The organism is Duganella sp. 1224 (assembly GCF_013408245.1).
Taxonomy (GTDB): domain Bacteria; phylum Pseudomonadota; class Gammaproteobacteria; order Burkholderiales; family Burkholderiaceae_D; genus Rugamonas.
On sequence record NZ_JACBYS010000003.1, the window covers coordinates 139,671 to 160,516 of the forward strand.

A 20,846-nucleotide genomic window follows, 5' to 3' on the forward strand; every position below is an offset into this window, starting at 1 on the left:
CAACATCAAGCGATTCTTGGTCAGCCGCCGCTCTGGCGCACCAGGCCGGCCTGGTGGCCGACCGCGCGCGCCACGTCCGCCAGCACGGCCTGCACTTCGTCGTTGGACAGGCGCTGCGGCGCAAAGCTTTTCAGCGCGGCGGCGGCGCCGTGCAGGCCGAGCGTGACGCAGCCGGCGTGCAGGCGGTCGATGCGCACCTGCGCGTCCTGCTGGTCGCCCTTGGCCAGCGCCGCGTCCAGATCGGCGGCGGCGGCGGTCAGCTGGTTCTGGAAGCCGGTCAGGTACACCAGCAGACGTTCGGCGTTGATGCCGAGGCGGCGCTGGGTGTCCGCGGGCGCTTCGGCCTGGTGCTCGGAGCCGCTGGCCGCCTGGTCGAGAAAGCCCGCCAGGTGCACCCGCACCTGCTCCGCCTGGAATGGCTTGACGATGTAGCCGGCGGCGCCGGCCTTGGTGGCTTCCAGCACGGTTTCCTTGTCGTTGGCCGACGTCACCAGCACAAACGGCATGTTGTCCAGTTCCGCATGCGCCTTCACCCGTTGCAGCAGCTCGATGCCGGACAGGCGTGGCATGCGCAGGTCGCAGAAGCAGATGGCCGGCCGCAGGCCGTCCTCCAGCTGCTGCCAGGCGTCGGCGCCATCCTCGGCTTCGACGATATCGAACTTGCCGCAGCTATCGATCAGGTGCATCAGCACCATGCGTGAGACGACATCATCGTCCACTACCAGAACTTTCATGTGGCTCCTCGTGTCGTTTGTACCGATATTATATCAATAAGCATTTCTTGCAACTTACTGTGCGCCGGCCGCGCGCGCCAGCAGGCGCCGCAAATGCGGCATGGCCGCTTCCAGCTGCGCCCAGTTGCCGTGATCCGCCTCGCCTTCCAGATCGCCGCACAGCGCCTGCAGCTCCTGCTCTTCCAGGTAACCGGCGCTGCCCTTCATGCCGTGCAGCAGACGACTGGCGGTGTCGCTGTCGCGCTCCGCCACCGCCTGTTCCAGATCCGCCAGCCGCAGCGGCGCATCCTGGCTGAAAACACTGCGCAGGCGGGCTTTCAGATCGCTAGCGCCGCCGCTGTGCTGCGCCAGGCGCGACGTCTCCAGCGACGCCGGCGCCACGCCGAACATGGCGTCCAGTTCCGGCGTGCCGGCCGCCGGGGAGACGCGCGGCTGCATGCGCGGCAGCTGGAAGCCGCGCTGCAGCTGGCGTTCGATCGCGCGACTGAGCTGGAAGTGCAGCTTGTCCTCGTCGATCGGCTTGGTGAGGAAGTCGTCCATGCCGGCGGCCAGGTAGCGGCTGCGGTCCTCCTCGCTGGCGTTGGCGGTCAGCGCGATGATCATCAGTTCCTGGTCGCGCACCGGCGCGCCATCCGGGCCGCCGGAGCGGATCAGGCGCGTGGCGCTGGCGCCGTCCATTTCCGGCATGCGGCCGTCCATCAGGATCAGGTCATAGCGCGTCAGCGAGCAGGCCTTGACGGCCAGCGCGCCGTTGGCGGCGATGTCCACCTTGTGGCCCAGGTCTTCCAGCATCATGCGGATGATGATCTGGTTGGTGGGGAAGTCTTCCGCGCACAGCACCTTGAGCTGGTGGCTGTGCGGCTCGCGCGGCACGTGCGGCACCACCGGCGGCGCCACGCCGTTCGGCAGCGGCAGCTCGAACAGGAAGGTGCTGCCCTGCCCCGGCGTGCTGACGGCATTGATGCTGCCGCCCATCAGCTCCACCAGCTGGCGGCAGATCGCCAGCCCCAGGCCGGTGCCGCCGTAGCGGCGCGTGGTGGAGGCGTCGGCCTGCTCGAACTGCTGGAACAGGCGCGGGATGGCGTCGGCCTCGATGCCGATGCCGGTATCGGACACGCTGAAGCGGATGCGGTTGTCGGCGCCATCGTCGGGCACCCGCTCCACGCGCATGGTCACCATGCCCTGCTGCGTGAACTTGAAGGCGTTGCCCACCAGGTTGACCAGCACCTGGCGCAGGCGCGTGGGGTCGCCCACCACGAATTGCGGCAGGTCGTCGGCAAACTCCAGGCGGAAGCCGACGCTGTGCGCGGCCGCCTGCTCCTCGAACAGGCTGACCACGTTTTCCACCGCCGCCGACAGCGAGAAGTCGATGTTCTCGATGGTCAGCTTGCCCGCCTCGATCTTGGAGAAATCCAGCAGGTCGTTGATGATGGACAGCAGCGACTGCGCATTGGCCTGGCCGCGCAGGATCTGCTCGCGCGTGCCCGGCGCCAGCGAGGCGTCGCGCAGCGCGAAGCCCAGCATGCCGATCACGCCGGCCAGCGGCGTGCGCATCTCGTGGCTCATATTGGCCAGGAACTCGGACTTCTGGCGGGTGGCGTCTTCCGCCTTCTGCTTGGCGTAGCGCAGCCGCTCCTCGTTGTCCTGCAAGGCGCGGTTGGCCAGCGCCAGCTCCTCGGTGTGCAGCCGCACCTGGCGCTCCTGCGCCAGCAATTGGTCGCGCGTGTGGCGCAGGGTTTGCAGCGTCTCTTCCAGCTGCTGGTAGGCGCGCGCGTTTTCCAGGCCGACGGCGGCGTGCGCGGCCAGCGTCTGCAACATGTCCATGTGGACGCGCTGGTAGGCGTTGCGCTCCGTGCTCTGCACGCTGAGCAGGCCCACCACCTTGTCGCCGACGATCAGCGGCGCGTACATCAGCGAATGCGCCGGCGCCGCCGGCACACCGTCCTCGCGCACGCAGGGCGTCAGCGTGGCCAGGCCGGATTCGTCCATGTAGTCGCGGTACTCGTTCTGGAAGTCGTTGATCAGGATCGGCTTGCGCTGGCTGATGCACCACACGGCCAGCTGGTTGGGCTGGTCCAGCCGGCGCTGGTAGGGATGGGTGCGCACGCCGCCCTCGATGGCGAACGGGAAGTCGATCACGCCGTCGGCCTCGCGCACGAAGCCGATGCCGAAGATCGGCGCGTGCATCAGGTGGTGCACGTGGCGGTACAGCGTCTGCATGGTGGTTTCCATGTCCAGCGAGGCGCTCATCTCGCGTCCCAGCTCACTCAGCACCGAGATGTTGCGGTGGGCCTGCTCCACTTCCTCTTTCTGGCGCTCGGTGTCGATGCGGCGCTGCTCGGCCTCGGCGCGCTGCGCCTCGGCTTCCAGGCGGCGCCGTTCCAGTTCGTGCTTCTGCTGTTGCAGTTGGTGGTTCTTGTATTCCACCTCCGCCGTGCGCGATCCGACCAGATGCTCCAGCCGCAGCTGCTGGTGGCGCAGGCTGCGCACGCGCGCGTGGTAGGCCGCATAGGCGGCGCCCATCGCCACCCACACCATCAGCGTGCGGAACCACCAGGTTTTCCAGAATGGCGGTTGGATAGTGATCTCCAGCGTGGCGGCGTTATCGTTCCAGATGCCGTCCTTGTTGGCGGCCTTCACGCGGAACAGGTATTTGCCGGGATCGAGGTTGGTGTAGGTGGCAAAGCGCTTGGTGGAGTCGGTCACCACCCAGTCCTGGTCAAAGCCCTGCAACTGGTAGGCGAAGCGGTTGCGCTGCGGCGCCGCGTAGTGCAGCGCCGCGAACTCCAGCGAAAACACCGAGTCGGATTCCGGCAGCGTCAGGGCGCTGGTGTGTTCAATGGCGGTCTTCAGCACGTCGGGATGTTCGCCCTGCCCCGGCTTGACCGACTTGTTAAAGATTTGGAAGTCGGTGATTGCCACCGTGGGCGCCACGCTGTTTTCGCGCACGTCGGTCGGCGAGAAGGCGGTGATACCGTTAAAGCCACCGAAGTACAGCGTGCCGTCCGGTGTGCGCAGCGCGGCGCCGTCGAAATAGGCGCCCTCGATGGTGCCGTCAGCGCCGCTGTAGTTGCGCACCAGCCCCGTTTCCACGTTGAGGCGCGACAGGCCGCTGTTGGTGCTCATCCACAGGTTGCCGGCATCGTCCGGCAGGATGGAGGCGATGGCGTCGTCGGCGATGCCGTCCTGGCGCAGGTAGCGGCGGAAGCGCACGGCGCCGTCGGCCATCTGCTCCATGCGGTTCAGGCCCGCCGCCGTGCCGACCCAGATGGTGCCGCGCGCGTCTTCGTACAGGTAGTGCACCTCGTCGTGACTGAGGCTGCGCGGATCAGCCGGATCGCGGCGGAAGTGGCGGAAGGTGCCGCTCTTGCGGTCCAGCAGATCCAGGCCGTTGAAGGTGCCGACCCACAGCTGGCCCTTGCGATCCTCCAGGATCGGCCGCACCACGTTGTCCGACAGGCTGTTGCTGTCGGCCGGATCGTGGCGGTAGGTGCGCACGTCCATGGTCTGCGGGTCTAGCCGGTGCAGGCCGCCGCGCGAGGCGATCCACAGGATGCCGGCGCGGTCCTGCACGATGTTGCGGATGGTGTCGCTGGCGGGGTCGCCGCGCACGAAGGACACGGCGCGCACCGCGCCGGTGGCCAGGTTGAGGTGATTCAGGCCGGCCGGCCCGCCCAGCCACAGGTTGCCGTTCTTCTCGCGCCACAGCGCCGTCACCTGGTCGTCGCTGATGGTGTTGGCGCGCAGCGGATCGTGGCGCCACACCTTGCTCTCGCCGGTCACCGGATCGTACAGATTGAGACCGCCGCTGCTGCCCAGCCACAGCTTGCCGCGGCCGTCCGACAGGATGGCGCGCACCTTGTTGTCGGACAGCGAGTTGGCCTGCTCCACCTGGCGCACGATGCGCGCGAAACCGCCGCTGCCCATGTCGACCCGGCTGACGCCATCGTTCCACGTGCCCACCCACAGCGTGCCGACGCGGTCGCGGAACAGCGCCGAAATCTGGTTGTCGGCCACGCTGTGCGGATCGCCCACCTGATGGCGATACGGCACCATGCGCTCCTCCGCCGGCATCCAGCGGAACAGGCCATCGGCCAGCGAACCGGCCCACAGCGTCGACTCGCCGTCCTGGTACAGCGCCGTGATGCTGACGCCCGCATGCACGCCCTCGCGCGGGCCAAGCCGGCGGCGCTGCGGGTCGGCGGCCAACAGGCGCCATTGTTCCAGCCCGCCCTGGGTGCCGACCCACAGCGTCTGCGCGCTGTCCACCTGTAGCGCCGTCACCGAATTGAATTTGCTGTCGCCGCTGGCGTCGATGCTGTAGTGCTGGAAGCGGGTGGCGCCGGGCGGCAGCATGTCCAGGCCGGAGGCGGTGCCCACCCACAGGCGGCCCGCCGCGTCGCGCGCCAGTGCCGTCACGTGGTCGTTGGACAGGCTGCCGGCGTCGGACGGATCGTGGTGCCAACTGGTGAAGCGCCCGCTGGCCGGGTCGAAGTGATGCAGGCCGTCGGCGCTGGCCACCCACAGGCCGCCCTGGCCGTCGTCTGCAATGGCGCGCACGTGGCGGTTGCCGTTGCCGCGCTGCGCCGACTCGCGTGGCAGAAAATGGGTGAAGGTACGGGTGGCAGAGTCATAGCGATCCAGCCCGCCGTCGGTGCCCACCCAGAGCTGGCCGGCGGGGTCGAGGTGCAGCACCCGCACCCAGTTGTCCACCAGGCTGCGCGCATCGGCGACGGCGCTCTTGTAGGTCACGGTGCGGTAGCCGTCGAAGCGTGTCAGGCCGGCCTGGGTGCCGAGCCAGATGAAGCCTTGCCGGTCCTGGGCGATGGCCAGCACGGTTTCCTGCGCCAGCCCGTGTTCGACGCTGAGCTGCTCGAAGCGCAGGCTGCGCGGCGGCGCGCCGGCCCATGCCGTGGCCCACCACAGCATCAGGACCGGCAGCAGCAGCCAGCGGCAAAGGCGTTCAGGATTCGGCATGCATCAGGATTCAAAGAAGGCCAGCACGTCGCTCTTGCGGGCGAAGGTGTCGCGCTGGCCGAGGCGGATCAACTCGCAGGTGTAGGTCGATTCAAACAACAGGTAGGACGCCAGCGCGGCGCCGCGCGCCTCGGTCGCGCCTATGCCCGAGAGCATGGTGCGGATCGGCGCCGGCAGGCTGGCGATGTGGCGGCTGGCGATATCGTCCAGCCGCTCGGACGGCGCGATCACCAGCAGTCGCACCGGCTTGAGCGGCGTCTTCTCCAGCAGCTCCGGCGGCAGCATCGACAGCGTCTTGTTGATGCGCTCCAGCCGCTCGATGTCCACCGCCAGGCCGTCGAGGAAGATCGACGACAGCGCGTGGCCGGCGATCTGCGCCAGGCTCGGAGAGCGGGCGGCGTTTTTTTCGGCGGCGCTGCGCGCCGGTTCGGTCAGGCGGCCGGCGCCCACCACCAGCACCTTGCTGGCGCCGAGGTGGATGGCCGGGGAAATCGGCGCCAACTGGCGCATCGAGCCATCGCCGCAGTACTCGCGGTGGCCGCCCATGTACAGCGGCGTGGCCGGGAAGATGAACGGAATTGCCGATGACGCCAGCAGGTGCTCGACGCCGATCTGGTCCTGCAGCGCCACGCGCTGCATGCGGATCCACGGCGCAATGTCGGCCGCGGTCTGGTAAAACGTCAGGTGGTTGCCGGCGCTGTAGGACGAGGCGGTGACGGCCAGCGCGTGCAGCAGGCCTTCGGACAGCACACTGTCGAGGCGCGGCAGATCGAGCATGCGGTGCAGCAGGCCGACCAGCGGCGTGTTGTCCAGCAGGGAGGCCGGCGGCGCGGCGCGCCATTTGCGCAGCAGCCAGCCGAAGGACAACAGCGACAGCCAGCGCGCGCCGGAGCGGATCACGCCCAGCGAATCGGCGCGGTACACCTGCTCCACTTCGATGTGCTGCCAGACGTCCAGCAGCTTTTGTACGCCCTCGCCGAAGTTATCGGCGCGACAAGCCAAGGCCGTGGCGTTGATCGCGCCGGCCGAGGTGCCGCAGATGATGTCGAACGGATTGCGGGCCGGCGGCCAGCCCTCCTCCCACAGAATCTCCGAAATCGCCTGCAGCACGCCGACCTGGTAGGCGGCCCGCGCACCGCCGCCGGTGAGGATCAAGCCAGTTTTCTTTTGTAGTCCCATCTTGCAAGATTAGCAGGGTCTACGCGGTTTTCATAGCGATCAGTCGCCCAGCACCACGCCTTCGCGGCGCGGGTCGGCGCCGCCGAACCATTCCTGCTTGCCGTTGACGGTGCGGCGCTGGATGCCTTGCAGGCCGGAGTTCTGGTCATATTCGCGGATATCATGGCCGCGCGCCTTCAGCTCCGCCACCACGGCGCGGCTGACGCGTCCCGCCTCCAGTTCGGTCGGACCATTGCGGCTGCCGATGTTGGGCAGGCCGATGGCCTGCTGCACGTCCAGGCCCCAGTCCAGCGTCCCCACCAGCACCTTGGCCACATAGTTGATGATGGCCGAACCGCCCGGCGAGCCAGTGGCCAGCACCAGCTTGTGCGTGCCCTTCTCGAACACCAGCGTCGGCGACATGGCGCTGCGCGGGCGCTTGCCCGCCTGGACGCGGTTGGCGATCGGGCCGTCGGCGTCCTGCGAGTCGAACGAGAAATCGGTCAGCTGGTTGTTCAACATGAAGCCATCGACCATCTGGCGCGCGCCGAAGGCGTCTTCGACCGACGTGGTCATGGACAGCGCATTGCCGAACTTGTCCACCGCCACGAAATGCGAGGTGGATGGCGTCTGGATCGCGTTGTCGGTGCCCCACGCGACCTGCATGGTGGCCGGCGTGCCATACGGCGCGGTGCCCATCGACTGCTCGCCGATCAGCGACGCGCGCTGCTTCAGGTAGCCCTTGTCCAGCATGGCGCTGATGCCGTTGCCGGGCAGCGGAATGAAGTCGGTGTCGGCGAGGTAGCGGTTACGGTCGGCGAAGGCCAGGCGGCCCGCTTCGGTGAACAGGTGGATGCCCTGCGCGGTCAGCTGGCCGTTGACCGGCTTGTACGGACTGATGTCCTTGAACTCCAGGATGCCCAGCATCTGCGCGATGGCGATGCCGCCGGACGATGGCGGCGGCGCGCCACACACGGTCCACTGCTTGTAGTCGCTGCAGACCGGCGCGCGCTCCTTGGCCTGGTAGCCGGCGATGTCGGCGGCGGTCAGCTTGCCCGGATTGGTGGGATGCGCGGCCACCTTGGCGGCGATGTCCTGCGCGATGCGGCCCTTGTAGAAGGCGTCCGCGCCGCCATCGGCGATTTCGCGCAGCGTGCGCGCCAGCTCGGGGTTCTTCAGGATGTAGCCAACCGCGCGCGGCTTGCCGTCGGCATCATAGAAATAGGCGCGCGCCACCGGGTCGCGCGCCAGGTATTTGTCGTTGGAGATCAGCGCGTTCAGGCGCGGGCTGACGGCAAAGCCGTTTTCCGCCAGCTGGATAGCCGGCTGGAACAGCGTCTTCCACGCCAGCTTGCCGTGCTGCTTGTGCGCCAGCTCCAGCATGCGCAGCACGCCCGGCGCGCCGACCGAGCGGCCGCCGACGATGCCCTGCGCGCGCGACAGCGGCTTGCCGTCCTTGTCCTGGAACAGATGCTCGTCCGCGCTGGCGGGCGCGGTTTCGCGGCCATCGTAGGATTGCACGCACTTGCCGTCGGAGTACATCAGGAACGAGCCGCCGCCGATGCCGGACGATTGCGGCTCCACCAGCGTCAGCACCACTTGCACGGCGATGGCGGCGTCGATCGCCGTGCCGCCCTGCTTCAGGATCTGGTAGCCGGCCTGCGTGGCCAGCGGGTTGGCGGCGGCCACCATGAATTGTTGCGAGGATTTGCCGACCTTGGCGGCGTAGCCGGTGGCGATTTCCGGCGCCGCGTCGGGCGTGGTCGCCTTCTGGGCGTGGGCGGGCGCCTGCAGGGCACCCATCAATGCGAGGCTCAGCGCCAGGATCTTCATCTGCTTCATGGACTCTCCAAAATGAAAGCGCGCGGCTGGCGCCGCGCGCGCTATCACCTTGAATCGTACACGAAATCGTTTAGATCGTTTTAGTTGTGTACTACTTCGGCTGCATGCGGATGGCGCCGTCGAGGCGGATGGTTTCGCCGTTGAGCATCGGGTTCTCGATGATGGCCTTGGCCAGCGAGGCGTATTCGTCCGGCTTGCCGAGGCGCGGCGGGAACGGCACCATGGCGCCGAGCGCGTCTTGCACTTCTTGCGGCATGCCCATCAACATCGGCGTTTCGAAGATGCCGGGGGCGATGGTCATCACGCGGATGCCGTTGCGCGACAGGTCGCGCGCCATCGGCAGCGTCAGGCCGGCGACGGCGGCCTTGGACGAGGCGTAGGCGGCCTGGCCGATCTGGCCGTCGAAGGCGGCCACCGAGGCGGTGTTGATGATGACGCCGCGTTCGCCGGTGTCGAGCGGCGCGTTCTTGCTCATGGCGTCGGCGGCCAGGCGGGCCATGTTGAAGGTGCCGACCAAGTTGATGGCGATCACGCGCTGGAACAGGTCGAGCGGGTGCGGGCCGTCCTTGCCGACCGTTTTGGCGGCCGGGGCGATGCCGGCGCAGTTGATGAGGCCGCGCAGCGTGCCCTGGGCCAGCGCGGCGTCGACCACGGCCTTGCCGTCGGTTTCGGAGGTGACGTCGCAGCGAAGGAAGGTGCCGTTGAGTTCGGCGGCCAGGGTGTGGCCGGCGTCGGCCTGCAGGTCGGCCAGCACGACTTTGCCGCCGTGCGCGGCCAGCATGCGCGCCGTGGCCGCGCCCAGGCCGGAGGCGCCGCCGGTGATGATGAATACGCTGTCGTTGATTTGCATGGGGTCTCCTGGTTTTATTTGACGTTTACGTAAACGTAACCATTGTAGCGTATTTGGAGCCGGGCAACCCGCACAGCGCTGCGGCCGGGGTCTGACCCCGTACGGGGTCAGACCCCTTCGGTTGGGGGTTATTTTTTTGCCGGGAGCAGCGGATCGAGCAACTGGCCGCTGATGGTGACGGCGTGCGGCGTGTCGGTGCCGTATTCCGCCGGCCAGTGCTTCGGCAAATAGTGGCTGCCAAACACGCGGTCGAGAAACGGCAAGGTGGAGGCGTAGTTGCGGTCAATGTGGTCGTGCCGCGTATGGTGCCAGTGGTGGAACGCCGGCGTCGACACCAGCCATTCCAGCGGACCCAGCCGCCAGCGCAGGTTGGCGTGGATGAAAAAGCCCCACAGCGTCCCCACCACCAGCAACACCACCGGCGCCCCGCTGCCGGCCACACTGGGACTGGCCAGCCCCAGCAAATACAACGGCACCAGGCCGAACAACCGCGTCACCACCATGTCCACCGGATGGGTACGGGTATTGGCCAGGAAGCCCATCTGCTCGGTGCGGTGATGCAGCGCGTGGAAGCGCCACAGCCACGGCAGTTCATGGCTCAGGCGGTGCCCCCAGTAGAAGCCGGTCTCGGCGACCAGGAAGGCCAGCGCCAGCCGCGCCCACTGCGGCAGCGTTTGCAGCGCGGCGATCAGCGCGTCCGGCACCAGGCGCCGGGCCGCCACCGCCAGCAGCGCGGTGATCACGCTGAGCACGAAAACCGGCATCAGGCTGCTGATGACGTAGTAGACCAGGTCGTGGACAAGTTCGCGGCGCGGACGCGGCGCGTGCCGGACGCCGAACCAGCGTTCCAGCGGCACGAAGATGATCGTCAGCACCATCAGCCACAGGCTGAGACGCAGGACGGCAAGCGCGAATTCGTGCAGGGAGAGGTGCATGAAGGTCAAGCGGCGCACCTGTCAGGATGCGCCGGTGGCGACGAATGCGAACGGATCAGGCGCGCTTGGCGGCGCGGCGGCGGGCCATGAAGCCCACCAGGCCCATGCCGCCCAGCAGCATGCCCCAGGTCGATGGCTCAGGCACGGCGGCGGTCATCGACACATTGTCCAGCAGCAGGAACGGTGGCGCGCCTTCCGCACCCTTGGCGAAGAACGACAGCACCTGGCTGGCGTCCTGCGCGGTGAAGGTCATGCTGGCGGTGTGCCAGCCGCTGAAGCCGCCCTGGGCGATGGTCAGCGCGTCGCTGTTTTGCACCGCCGTGTTGGCCGGGGTCAGGCCGTGTTCCAGGTTGTGCGCCGAGGCCGATTGGCCGAACAGCACTTGCCAGTAGTCGGTATTGCCGCCGGTGAAGCCGGTTTGCTGGCCCAGCGCGTAGTCGAAGGTCAGCGTGTACTTGCTGCCCACGGTCAGCCCGTTGATGGTCTGCGACAGTACGCCCGGATGCCATTGCGAATCCGAGGCGAAGAAGTTGCCGCCGTTCGACTGGGCGGTAAAGCTCTGCAGCCAGATGCGCGAGGCGGTGGTGGTGACTTGATTGCTGTTGAGCACGAAGTTGTAACCGCCGTTGTTGCCGTCGTAGCTGGTCCAGCCGTTCAGCATGGTTTCACCGGAGACGCCGGCGGTGTGGCCCACCTGGTTGTTGTTGCCGTTGGTGGTCTGGCTGAAATCGCCGTTCTGGATCAGATTGGTCGAGGCGGCGTTGGCGACGCTCGCGCTCAGGGCAGCGATGGCGGACAGGGACAGCAGGACAGTTTTGATGCGCATGGACGCAGGCTCCAGTAAATTGATGACAGATAGTATGGGGTAACTGCCGGCGATTTCTGGGCCGGACGATGAGGCGGCCACCGTGGTGTCAGCCGCGTCGTTGGAAGCGCTTTCATTGAAGCGCATCAACTTGAATTGCATTACAGCTATTCTATCAGAAGAAAAGCTGAAAAGATCAAAATATCTCAAAAACAATTAAAATTGCTTTATGACACATTTTGCTTAACATTGAATGGCGCCGCCTGCGCGGGTGCAGGTTTTGCCCGAGGGTGTGATGACGCCCTTGCCGACGTTATTATAGCGCACGCCATTGGCGCCGTAGCAGCCGGCGGTGTCGCAGCCGGTCACCGGCACCGGCGCACGGGGCGGCGAGGTCAGGCTTGGCAGCGGCGGCGATGGCGTTACCGGCGGCATGGCCGGCTGTTGCGGACGCGCCACTGTCGGCATGGGGTCGATGATTTGCGGCACCGGACGGCGCGGCATGGGCTTGCGCGCCGGCGCCGTGCGGCAGGGCTCGACGGCCAGCCTGGTGCCGTCGGCGTTCAGGGTACAGATGGGCAATTTGGCGTAGTCGTCCGCCACCTCGGTCTCGTCGGCCCAGGCCACTTCGCACACCAGCATGCCAATCAGAAATGCGGCCGTCAGCGCGGCAGGTTTGATGAGGCTCATGGTCTTCCCTCCTGCCTCCATTATTAGCAGATGCACGATTGGAGGGAAGCCACGGAAACAATTGGTAACTTACCTCGGTGAAGGCGACGGCGTTTCGCCCGGCGGCGGGGATGGAGGATGGCCGGGGCTGGCACCACCTTGCGCCGGCGCCGCAGGCATCGGCCCGTCAGCGGGCGGATGGCCCGGTCCGCCGTCGAGGGCTGGCGGCATGTCCGCCGCGCCCGGCGCCGTCAGCGGAGTCGCCGGTGGCGCCGGCGGCGGTGGCGCCAGGGCCGGCGCGGTCATCGGCGCCGGCGCCGAGACCGCCAGCCAGCCGGACGCCGGCAGCAGCGGCACCAGCAGCAGCGCGACGATGTTGATGATCTTGATCAGCGGATTGACGGCCGGCCCGGCGGTGTCCTTGTACGGGTCGCCGACGGTGTCGCCGGTCACGGCCGCCTTGTGCGCGTCCGAGCCCTTGCCGCCGTAATGGCCGTCCTCGATGTATTTCTTGGCGTTGTCCCAGGCGCCGCCGCCGGTGGTCATCGAAATCGCCACGAACAGCCCGGTGATGATGGTGCCCATCAGCATGCCGCCCAGCGCGGCCGAGCCCAGCAGCATGCCGACCAGGATCGGCACCACCACCGGCAACAGCGACGGCACGATCATTTCCTTGATGGCCGAGGCGGTCAGCATGTCAACCGCCTTGTCGTACTCCGGCTTGCCGGTGCCCTCCATGATGCCCGGGATGTCGCGGAACTGGCGGCGCACCTCGACCACCACGGCGCCGGCCGCGCGCCCCACCGCCTCCATCGCCATGGCGCCGAACAGATACGGCACCAGGCCGCCAATGATCAGGCCGACGATGACCATCGGATTCGACAAATCAAACGTGACCGAGCGCCCGGCCGACTCCAGCGCGTGCGTGTAGTCGGCAAACAGCACCAGCGCCGCCAGCCCGGCCGAGCCGATCGCATAGCCCTTGGTGACCGCCTTGGTGGTGTTGCCGACCGCGTCCAGCGGATCGGTGATGGCCCGCACCGCATCCGGCATGCCGGACATTTCGGCGATGCCGCCGGCGTTGTCGGTGATGGGACCGTAGGCGTCCAGCGCCACCACGATGCCGGCCATCGACAGCATGGCCGTGGCCGCGATCGCCACGCCGTACAGCTGGCCCAGCTGGTAGGACACCAGGATGGCCGCGCACACCGCCAGCACCGGAAACGCGGTCGACTTCATCGACACGCCCAGTCCGGCAATGATGTTGGTGCCGTGGCCGGTGGTCGACGCCTCGGCGATGTGCTTGACCGGCGCGAAATCGGTGCCGGTATAGTACTCGGTGATGTAGACCATCAGCCCGGTCAGCACGATGCCGACCACGGTGCAGCCGATCATCCTCATGCGCATCGCCTGGTCCGGCCACAGCTGCCAGGTCACTACCACGAAACCGATCAGCGACAGCCCGGCCGCCCACCACAGCCCGGTGTACAGTGCCGACATGATCTTCTTGCCCGGCCTGGCCCGGACCATCGAGCAGCCGATGATGGAGGCGATGATCGACACCGCCCCCAGCAGCAGCGGATACACCACCGCCGTGGTGCCGGCCGCGCCCATCAGCAGCGCGCCCAGCAGCATGGTGGCGATCAGCGTCACCACATAGGTTTCAAACAGGTCGGCGGCCATGCCGGCGCAGTCGCCGACGTTGTCGCCGACGTTATCGGCAATCACCGCCGGGTTGCGCGGGTCGTCCTCCGGAATGCCGGCCTCGACCTTGCCAACCAGATCGGCGCCAACGTCGGCGCCCTTGGTGAAGATGCCGCCGCCCAGCCGCGCGAAAATCGAAATCAGCGAGGCACCGAACGCCAGCCCGATCAGCGGCTCGATCATCTGGTGCAGGTCGGCGCCCGGTCCCACGCCCGCCACCAGGAACAGATAGAACAAGGCCACGCCCAGCAGGCCCAGCCCCACCACCAGCATGCCGGTGATGGCGCCGCCCTTGAAGGCGACGTTGAGCGCCTCGTTCATGCCGGTGGCGGCCGCCTGCGCGGTGCGCACATTGGCGCGCACCGACACATTCATGCCGATGAAGCCGCAGGCGCCGGACAGCACCGCGCCGATCAGAAAGCCGATCGCGGTATTGACGTCGCGGAACACACCGAGGAGTATCAGCAGCACCACGCCAACGATGGCGATGGTGCGGTACTGGCGCGCCAGGTAGGCGGCGGCGCCTTGTTGAATCGCAAGCGCGATTTCCTGCATGCGCGGATTGCCCGCGTCCTGTCGCAAAATCCAGCTGCGCGACCAGAGTCCGTACACCACGGCGAGAATGCCGCAGGCCACTGCAAACCATAAGCTGGCTGCCATATTGTCCCCTTTATTTTTGTTGAGTAAGCCTACAAACCACACTTCACGTGCGAACTGCAAAACTTCAAAAATGCGGGATGGCACGGGCGAAAAAAAAAGCGGACCATCGGTCCGCTCTACTCTACGCCTTATTTCGACAGCGCGGCAAACGCTGCGTCGCGAATTTCCTCGACCGGGCCCACGCCCTCGATGCGGCGGTACTTCGGCGCGCCGGCCTGGCCCGACTGTGCCCAGTCGTTGTAGTAGCCCAGCAGCACTTCGGTCTGGTTGTGATACACGTCCAGGCGCTTCTTGACCACCTCGGCCTTGTCGTCGTCGCGCTGCACCAGGTCTTCGCCGGTGACGTCGTCCTTGCCGTCGACCTTGGGCGGGTTGAACTTGACGTGGTAGACGCGGCCCGAGCCCGGATGGCAGCGGCGACCGTCGATGCGCTCGATGATCTGCTCATCCGGCACGGCGATTTCCAGCACGTAGTCGACCGCCACGCCGCCATCCTTCATGGCGTCGGCCTGGGCGATGGTGCGCGGGAAGCCGTCGAACAGGTAGCCATTGGCGCAGTCCGGCTGGGCCAGGCGGTCCTTGACCAGGCCGATGATGATGTCGTCCGAAACCAACCCGCCCGCGTCCATCACCTTTTTCGCGGCCATGCCCAGTTCGGTACCGGCCTTGATGGCGGCGCGGAGCATATCACCAGTGGAAATTTGCGGGATGTTATATTTTTCTTTGATGAAATTAGCCTGGGTGCCCTTGCCGGCACCCGGTGCTCCTAAAAGAATGAGACGCATGAAAAATTCCTAAAAAACAGATATGGGTATGGGTTGGTCAGTAGCGGATCGTACGAAACTTACCACAAAACTTAGTTTGAACGCCAATTAATGCCCGATAGACCGTATGAATATCGCACAGTTAAGCGCGTTATATCAGGGGTAGCTGACGGGCGACTGACGGGCGTTTGATGCAAATCAATATAAATCAATAATGCTGGCGCACGCGCTCCAGGTCTTCCGGCGTGTCGACACCGGCGGCCGGGGCCGCGTCGATGACATGCACGGCGATCGGATAGCCGTGCCATAGCACGCGCAGCTGCTCCAGCGCCTCGATCGATTCCAGCGGCGACACCTGCAGCGCCGGATAGGCTTGCAGGAAGTCGTTGCGGTAGGCGTACAGGCCGATGTGGCGCAGCGGCACGTAGGCGGCCGGCAGCGTCTCCCTGGACTGCGCAAAGGCATCGCGGTGCCACGGTATGGTCGCGCGCGAGAAGTACAAGGCGCGGCCGGCCTTGTCCAGCACCACCTTGACCACGTTGGGGTTGAAGGCGTCGGCGGCGTCGTGCAGCGGATGGGCGCAGGTGGCCATCGGCACGTCGGCGTTGATGCGGGCGGCGGCGGCCTGAAGCAGCGACGGCTCGATCAGCGGCTCGTCGCCCTGCAGGTTGACGATGACCGCATCCGCCGGCAGGTTCAGCGCGTGCGCCACCTCGGCGATGCGGTCGGTGCCGGACGGGTGGTCGGCGCGGGTCAGGCAGACTTCCACGCCATGCTGCTGGCAGGCGGCCTGGATGTCGGCGTGATCGGTGGCGACGATGATGCGGGCGGCGCCGGACAGCCGGGCGCGTTCGGCCACGCGCACCACCATCGGCTTGCCGCCGAGATCGGCCAACGGCTTGTTCGGCAGCCGGGTCGAGGCCAGGCGGGCCGGAATGATGACGATGAACGACACCTTATTCGGCCTTGTCCTGCAGCGTGCGCGCCTCGTCGGCCCACATGATGGGGATGCCGTCGCGGATCGGATAAGCCAGGCGGTCGCCTTTGCAAATCATTTCCTGGGCTTTTTTATCGTACTCCAGAGGGCCTTTGCAGACCGGGCAAACCAGGATATCAAGCAATCGAGCGTCCACGACATTTCTCCACAATTTGGTCGGCCAGCGCGCGGTCGATGCGCGCCGTCACCGGGACGACCCATAGTCGCGGGTCGTCTCTGAGTTCTTCAATTTGCGCACATTTTACTGCATCCTTCTCGGTCATCAAGATCAGGTCGGCGTCGAGGGCGGCAAATGGACGGTCCTGGAAGTCGTGATGGTCGGGCAGGGGCAGCTCGGCGACCCGCAACCCGGCGCCGCGCAGCATGGCGAAGAAGCGCGATGGATTGCCGATGCCGGCGGCGGCGACGATGCGCAGTTGCGGGCTGGCGGCCAGTTCTGCCAGCGGGGTGTGACGGGTTCGGTCGCGGAGCTGTTCGGCGTGCTCCCCCACCAGCGTCATCTGGAATGCCGGCCGCGGCGGAGATGGGGTCTGACCCCGTACGGGGTCAGACCCCGCCGTGCCGGGGTCCACCGCGCGCACCAGCGCCGCCGTCATCTGCGGCGTATTGATAACGGTGAAATCGCGCCGGCGCGACACCGGCTCGCGCAGCGGCCCGGCCGGCAGCAGCCAGCCATTCCCCACCCCGCGCCCATCGAACAGGATGATTTCCACATCGCGCTGCAACTTGTAGTGCTGCAGCCCGTCGTCGGTCAACAGGATATCCACCTCCGGATGCGCGGCCAGCAGCGCCCGGCCGGTGGCCGCGCGATCGCGCCCCACCACCACCGGCGCCCCGGTACGCTGCTTGATCAGCAACGGCTCATCGCCCACCTGGGCCGGCGTCGATGCGGCGGTCACCTCGCGCGCGCCGTCCCCGGCGCCGCCAAACCCGCGCGAAATCACCCCCGGCCGCAGGCCGGCCGCCTGCAGCGCCCGTACCAGCCAGATCGTCAGCGGCGTCTTGCCGGTGCCGCCGATGTAGATATTCCCCACCACCACCACCGGCACCGGCAGCCGCGACGAGCGCAGCACGCCAGCGCGGAACAAGGCCGCGCGCGCGCCGCTCAGCGCGCGAAACACCAGCGACAGCGGCCACAGCGCACACGCCAGCGGCCCGCGCCGCAGCCAGTTGCGCGTCAGCGTCGCCTCCAGCGCCGGCTTATTTGCCGCCACCGGTTTGCGCCGCAAAAGTCAGTTTTTCATAGCCGGCGATGCGCGCGGCTTCCATCACGTTGATCACCATCTGGTGCATGGCGAATTGGTCGGCGTTGACGATCACCACCGGCGACTTGCCGGCGTCGCCGCCCTTGGCCGCCGCCGCGCGCAGCGCCTGCGCGAAGCCGTTGACGTCGCGGAACGACACCGGCTCGCCGTTGATGGTGTAGTTGCCCTTGGCATCCACCGTCACGTCCAGCTCGAACGGCTTGTCGGTGGCCTTTTGCGCGTCGGCGGTCGGCAGCGTGATCTGCAGCTCGGTGAACTTGCTGTAGGTGGTGCTGACCATCAGGAAAATCAGGATCACCAGCAGCACGTCGATAAAGGGGATCAGGTTGATCTCCGGGTCCTCGCGGCGCTGGCCTTTGCGGAAGTTCATGGCGCGTCCTTACTTGCGCTTGCTGTGCACGATGTCGACAAACTTCACCGCCTGCTGCTCCATGTCGATGATGAAGCTGTCCACCAGCGCGCGAAAATGGCGGTAAAAGACCAGCGTCGGCATCGCGATCGCCAGGCCGAAGCCGGTGTTGTACAGCGCCACCGAAATGCCGTGCGCCAGCGCGGCCGGATTGGAGCCGGCGGCATTCTGCGAGCCAAAGATCTCGATCATGCCAACCACCGTGCCGAACAAGCCCATCAGCGGCGCCAGCGTGGCGATCGTGCCCAGCGTGGTCAGGAAGCGTTCCAGCGTGTGGGCCACGCCGCTGCCCGCCTCCTCGATCGATTCCTTCATCACCTCGCGCGGCGCGTCGACGTTGCGCAGCGCGGCCGACAGCACCACGCCCAGCGGCGAACTTTTCTCCAGCTTGTCGATGATGTCCGGGGTGATGTGGTTGCCGCGGTAGACCTGCACCACCTCGTCCAACAACTTTTTCGGCAGGAGCTTGCCGCGGCGCAGATACAGCAGGCGTTCGATGATCAGGGCGGTGGCGACGATGGACGCGATCAACAATAACCAGATGGGCCAACCTGCGGCTTGGAAGATGGCAAGCAAAACGAACTCCTGTGGTGAAAATCCAGACGTGAATGGCGCAATGTAGCGTGTTGGGAGCAAGTCAGCAAGTGTCTGGCGGAGTTCTCAACATTTTCTGTGGACAATAATGTGAGCAAGGCCAGGCCTTCCACGCCAAGTGCTTGATCCATAAGGAAATAGTTACTCAGCTTAAAAATCGCGCAGCGGCTGTCGCGCCATGCACAGTTATGCCCAACTTCTGTGGACAACGTTGTGAGCAAGGATAACGGGTTAAGATGAAGCCCTTGATTTATAAGACTATTTTTATCCTGCGCAAAAAAATCGCATGCCCGGCAGGGGCAAAACCGTCTGTGCACTTCCCCACATTTATTGTGGAAAAGATTGTGAGCAAGGCCGGCGATAACAGGACATCTGCTTGATTTTGAAGGGATTTTTTGCCTTGCGTAAAAATTTGGCACCAGGCTGTTTTGGCGCCGTTTGGGGTTCAAAACCCGGCTTATCCACCGCTGCGGCGCCAGCCGCGACCGATCGCTTTCAACTATCGCGCACGACTGTGCACTTCTGCACATTTTGTGTGGATAAGATTGTTAGCAAGGAGCAAGTTAGGAAATCAAGTCCTTGATTTGCAAAGGCTTTATACCCTTGCGTAAAAATAAAGCAGGGGTTTTCCACCCCGCTGGCCGGGTGTGGGCACGCCCTTCCCTGATCGTTCGGGCTATTCCCTTCCAGGCGAAAATCGCGGACAAGTTCTGAGTTTTGCACAAATTCTGTGGATAAAAGTGTGCGAAACGGTGCCCGGCATAACTTAAGTCACTGATTTGTCACAATATAATTTCCGTGCGTAAATTTTAGGCATGACAAAATCAGCAACAAGAAAAAGGCTATCGCTCACCCAAGTTCCACACATCTTTTGTGGATAACTTTGTGCGTAACCGCCGGTGGCAAGGGCAAAGTGCTTGATCCGTAAGGCTTTTTCGTCTGTGCACGTAAATACGGCAGAAATGTTTACCCTTTAAAATCATGGACCTACCTATAATAGCTGGCGCTTTACCTGCTCTGTGACCGCTGTGTGACGTAACGCACATAGTGTGGATAGTTTCCATTTTTGAAATCTATGAACTTTGACGACCGTAACGATTCCGCCCCTGCCGCCGCCCCGGTGCTGACCGTCAGCGCCCTCAATCAGGCGGTGGCGCGGCTGCTGGAGCGCTCCTTTCCACTGACGTGGATTTCCGGCGAGGTGTCCAACTTCACGCGGGCGGCGTCGGGCCACTGGTACTTCACGCTGAAGGACGATGGCGCCCAGGTGCGGGCCGTGATGTTCCGCGGCCGCGCGCAGTACGCCAACTTCGTGCCGCGCGAAGGCGACAAGGTCGAGGTGCGGGCGCTGGTCACGCTGTACGGCGCGCGCGGCGATTACCAGATCAACGTGGAAGCGATCCGCCGCGCCGGCGTCGGCTCGCTGTTCGAGGCCTTCCAGCGGCTCAAGGAAAAGCTGGACGCGGCCGGCCTGTTCCACCCGGACCGCAAGCGCGCCTTGCCGATCTTCCCGCGCGCGGTGGGCATCGTCACCAGCCCGCAGGCGGCGGCGCTGCGCGACGTGCTGACGGCGCTGAAGCGGCGCGCGCCGCACGTGCAGGTGATACTGTATCCGGCGCCGGTGCAGGGCCAGCTGGCGGCCCAGAAGATCGCGGCGGCCATCGATACGGCGTCGCTGCGCGGCGAGTGCGATGTGCTGATCGTCTGCCGGGGCGGCGGCAGCATCGAGGATTTGTGGTCGTTCAACGACGAGGAAGTGGCGTACGCGGTGGCCAACTGCCGCATGCCGGTGATTTCCGGCGTGGGCCATGAAACCGATTTTACGATCTGCGATTTCGCCGCCGACCTGCGCGCCGCCACGCCAACGGCGGCGGCCGAACTGGCGGTGACCCCGCGCATCGACTGGATCGGCTCCCTGAAGGCCGACGTGGTCGACCTGCGCCGCGCCATGCGCCGCGCGCTCAACGACGCCGGGCAAACGCTGGATGGCCACACGCGCCGCCTGCTCAACCCGACGGCGCAGATCGACCAGCAGCGCCACAAGCTGCGCGCGCACGCCATGGCGCTCACGCACGCCAACCGGGTGCCGCTGGCGCAGGCGCGGCATCAGCTAGATCGCCTGGGCGGACGGCTGGGGGCGCGCAAGCCGGATGTCAGCGCCGCGCGGGCGACGCTGGGGAATCTGCGGCATCGCGCCGGCACCGGCATGGCGCGCCAGCTGCACCAGAAGCGCGATGCGCTGGCGGCGCTGGCATCGCAGCTGGAATTGCTGAATCCGCAGCGGACGCTGGAGCGCGGGTATGCGATCGTTACCGATCAGGAAGGCACCATCGTGCGCACCCCCGAGCAACTGCGGCAAGACATGGCGCTGACGTTGAAACTGGCCGAGGGCAGCGCGCGCGTTGGCATCAAGGATGTCCAACCCGGCAAGGCGGGGTCAGACCCCGCCGGGGTCTGACCCCATCAACGCGGCGGTCGCGGGT

Annotated in this window: 16 protein-coding genes; 1 reads left to right on the forward strand and 15 read right to left on the reverse strand. The window is 66.0% G+C overall.

Going from position 1 to position 20,846, the window contains the following annotated elements:
- Window positions 1-20: 20 nt before the first annotated feature.
- From FHW58_RS17150 to FHW58_RS17220, 15 genes are all read right to left on the reverse strand, one after another.
- Window positions 21-734 carry a response regulator gene (locus FHW58_RS17150; RefSeq protein ID WP_179674376.1) on the reverse strand — a complete coding sequence of 238 codons (714 nt, stop codon included), beginning with the start codon at window positions 732-734 and terminating at the stop codon, window positions 21-23.
- A 54-nt stretch (window positions 735-788) separates the two neighbouring features.
- Complete coding sequence (locus tag FHW58_RS17155) at window positions 789-5,711, reverse strand: two-component regulator propeller domain-containing protein (RefSeq protein WP_179674377.1); 4,923 nt, start codon at window positions 5,709-5,711, stop codon at window positions 789-791.
- 3 nt (window positions 5,712-5,714) lie between these two features.
- The gene (locus tag FHW58_RS17160) at window positions 5,715-6,890 is read right to left on the reverse strand and encodes a patatin-like phospholipase family protein (protein WP_179674378.1); all 1,176 of its coding nucleotides are present in this window, start codon (window positions 6,888-6,890) and stop codon (window positions 5,715-5,717) included.
- A gap of 39 nt (window positions 6,891-6,929) precedes the next feature.
- The gene (ggt, locus tag FHW58_RS17165; RefSeq protein WP_179674379.1) at window positions 6,930-8,711 is read right to left on the reverse strand and encodes a gamma-glutamyltransferase; all 1,782 of its coding nucleotides are present in this window, start codon (window positions 8,709-8,711) and stop codon (window positions 6,930-6,932) included.
- 91 nt (window positions 8,712-8,802) lie between these two features.
- Window positions 8,803-9,561, reverse strand: a complete 759-nt coding sequence (locus FHW58_RS17170) for a 3-hydroxyacyl-CoA dehydrogenase (RefSeq protein WP_179674380.1) — start codon at window positions 9,559-9,561, stop codon at window positions 8,803-8,805.
- A gap of 128 nt (window positions 9,562-9,689) precedes the next feature.
- Window positions 9,690-10,496 carry a sterol desaturase family protein gene (locus FHW58_RS17175; protein ID WP_179674381.1) on the reverse strand — a complete coding sequence of 269 codons (807 nt, stop codon included), beginning with the start codon at window positions 10,494-10,496 and terminating at the stop codon, window positions 9,690-9,692.
- Between the two features lie 55 nt (window positions 10,497-10,551).
- On the reverse strand, window positions 10,552-11,322 hold the full coding sequence (locus FHW58_RS17180; RefSeq protein ID WP_179674382.1) for a PEPxxWA-CTERM sorting domain-containing protein: 771 nt from the start codon (window positions 11,320-11,322) through the stop codon (window positions 10,552-10,554).
- Between the two features lie 222 nt (window positions 11,323-11,544).
- Window positions 11,545-11,991 (reverse strand): hypothetical protein, encoded by a 447-nt coding sequence (locus FHW58_RS17185; RefSeq protein WP_179674383.1) that lies wholly within the window; start codon window positions 11,989-11,991, stop codon window positions 11,545-11,547.
- Window positions 11,992-12,060: 69 nt separating this feature from the next.
- Window positions 12,061-14,334, reverse strand: coding sequence for a sodium-translocating pyrophosphatase (locus tag FHW58_RS17190; RefSeq protein ID WP_229265382.1), 2,274 nt, complete (start codon window positions 14,332-14,334; stop codon window positions 12,061-12,063).
- 128 nt (window positions 14,335-14,462) lie between these two features.
- Window positions 14,463-15,119 carry an adenylate kinase gene (gene adk / locus FHW58_RS17195; protein WP_179674384.1) on the reverse strand — a complete coding sequence of 219 codons (657 nt, stop codon included), beginning with the start codon at window positions 15,117-15,119 and terminating at the stop codon, window positions 14,463-14,465.
- Window positions 15,120-15,306: 187 nt separating this feature from the next.
- Window positions 15,307-16,053 carry a 3-deoxy-manno-octulosonate cytidylyltransferase gene (gene kdsB / locus FHW58_RS17200; RefSeq protein WP_179674385.1) on the reverse strand — a complete coding sequence of 249 codons (747 nt, stop codon included), beginning with the start codon at window positions 16,051-16,053 and terminating at the stop codon, window positions 15,307-15,309.
- Window position 16,054: 1 nt separating this feature from the next.
- Entirely contained in the window at window positions 16,055-16,231 is a 177-nt protein-coding gene (locus FHW58_RS17205; RefSeq protein WP_008446346.1) for a Trm112 family protein, read from the reverse strand.
- Window positions 16,212-17,309, reverse strand: a complete 1,098-nt coding sequence (gene lpxK, locus FHW58_RS17210) for a tetraacyldisaccharide 4'-kinase (protein WP_179674386.1) — start codon at window positions 17,307-17,309, stop codon at window positions 16,212-16,214. The genes FHW58_RS17205 and lpxK overlap by 20 nt, the downstream gene beginning before the upstream one ends.
- Complete coding sequence (locus tag FHW58_RS17215; RefSeq protein ID WP_179674387.1) at window positions 17,296-17,730, reverse strand: biopolymer transporter ExbD; 435 nt, start codon at window positions 17,728-17,730, stop codon at window positions 17,296-17,298. The genes lpxK and FHW58_RS17215 overlap by 14 nt, the downstream gene beginning before the upstream one ends.
- Before the next feature lie 9 nt (window positions 17,731-17,739).
- A complete protein-coding gene (locus tag FHW58_RS17220; RefSeq protein ID WP_179674388.1) occupies window positions 17,740-18,345 on the reverse strand; it encodes a MotA/TolQ/ExbB proton channel family protein in 606 nt (201 codons plus the stop codon).
- A gap of 1,093 nt (window positions 18,346-19,438) precedes the next feature.
- Between FHW58_RS17220 and xseA the strand changes: the two genes are divergently transcribed.
- A complete protein-coding gene (gene xseA / locus FHW58_RS17225; protein ID WP_179674389.1) occupies window positions 19,439-20,821 on the forward strand; it encodes an exodeoxyribonuclease VII large subunit in 1,383 nt (460 codons plus the stop codon).
- The last annotated feature ends 25 nt before the right edge of the window (window positions 20,822-20,846 follow it).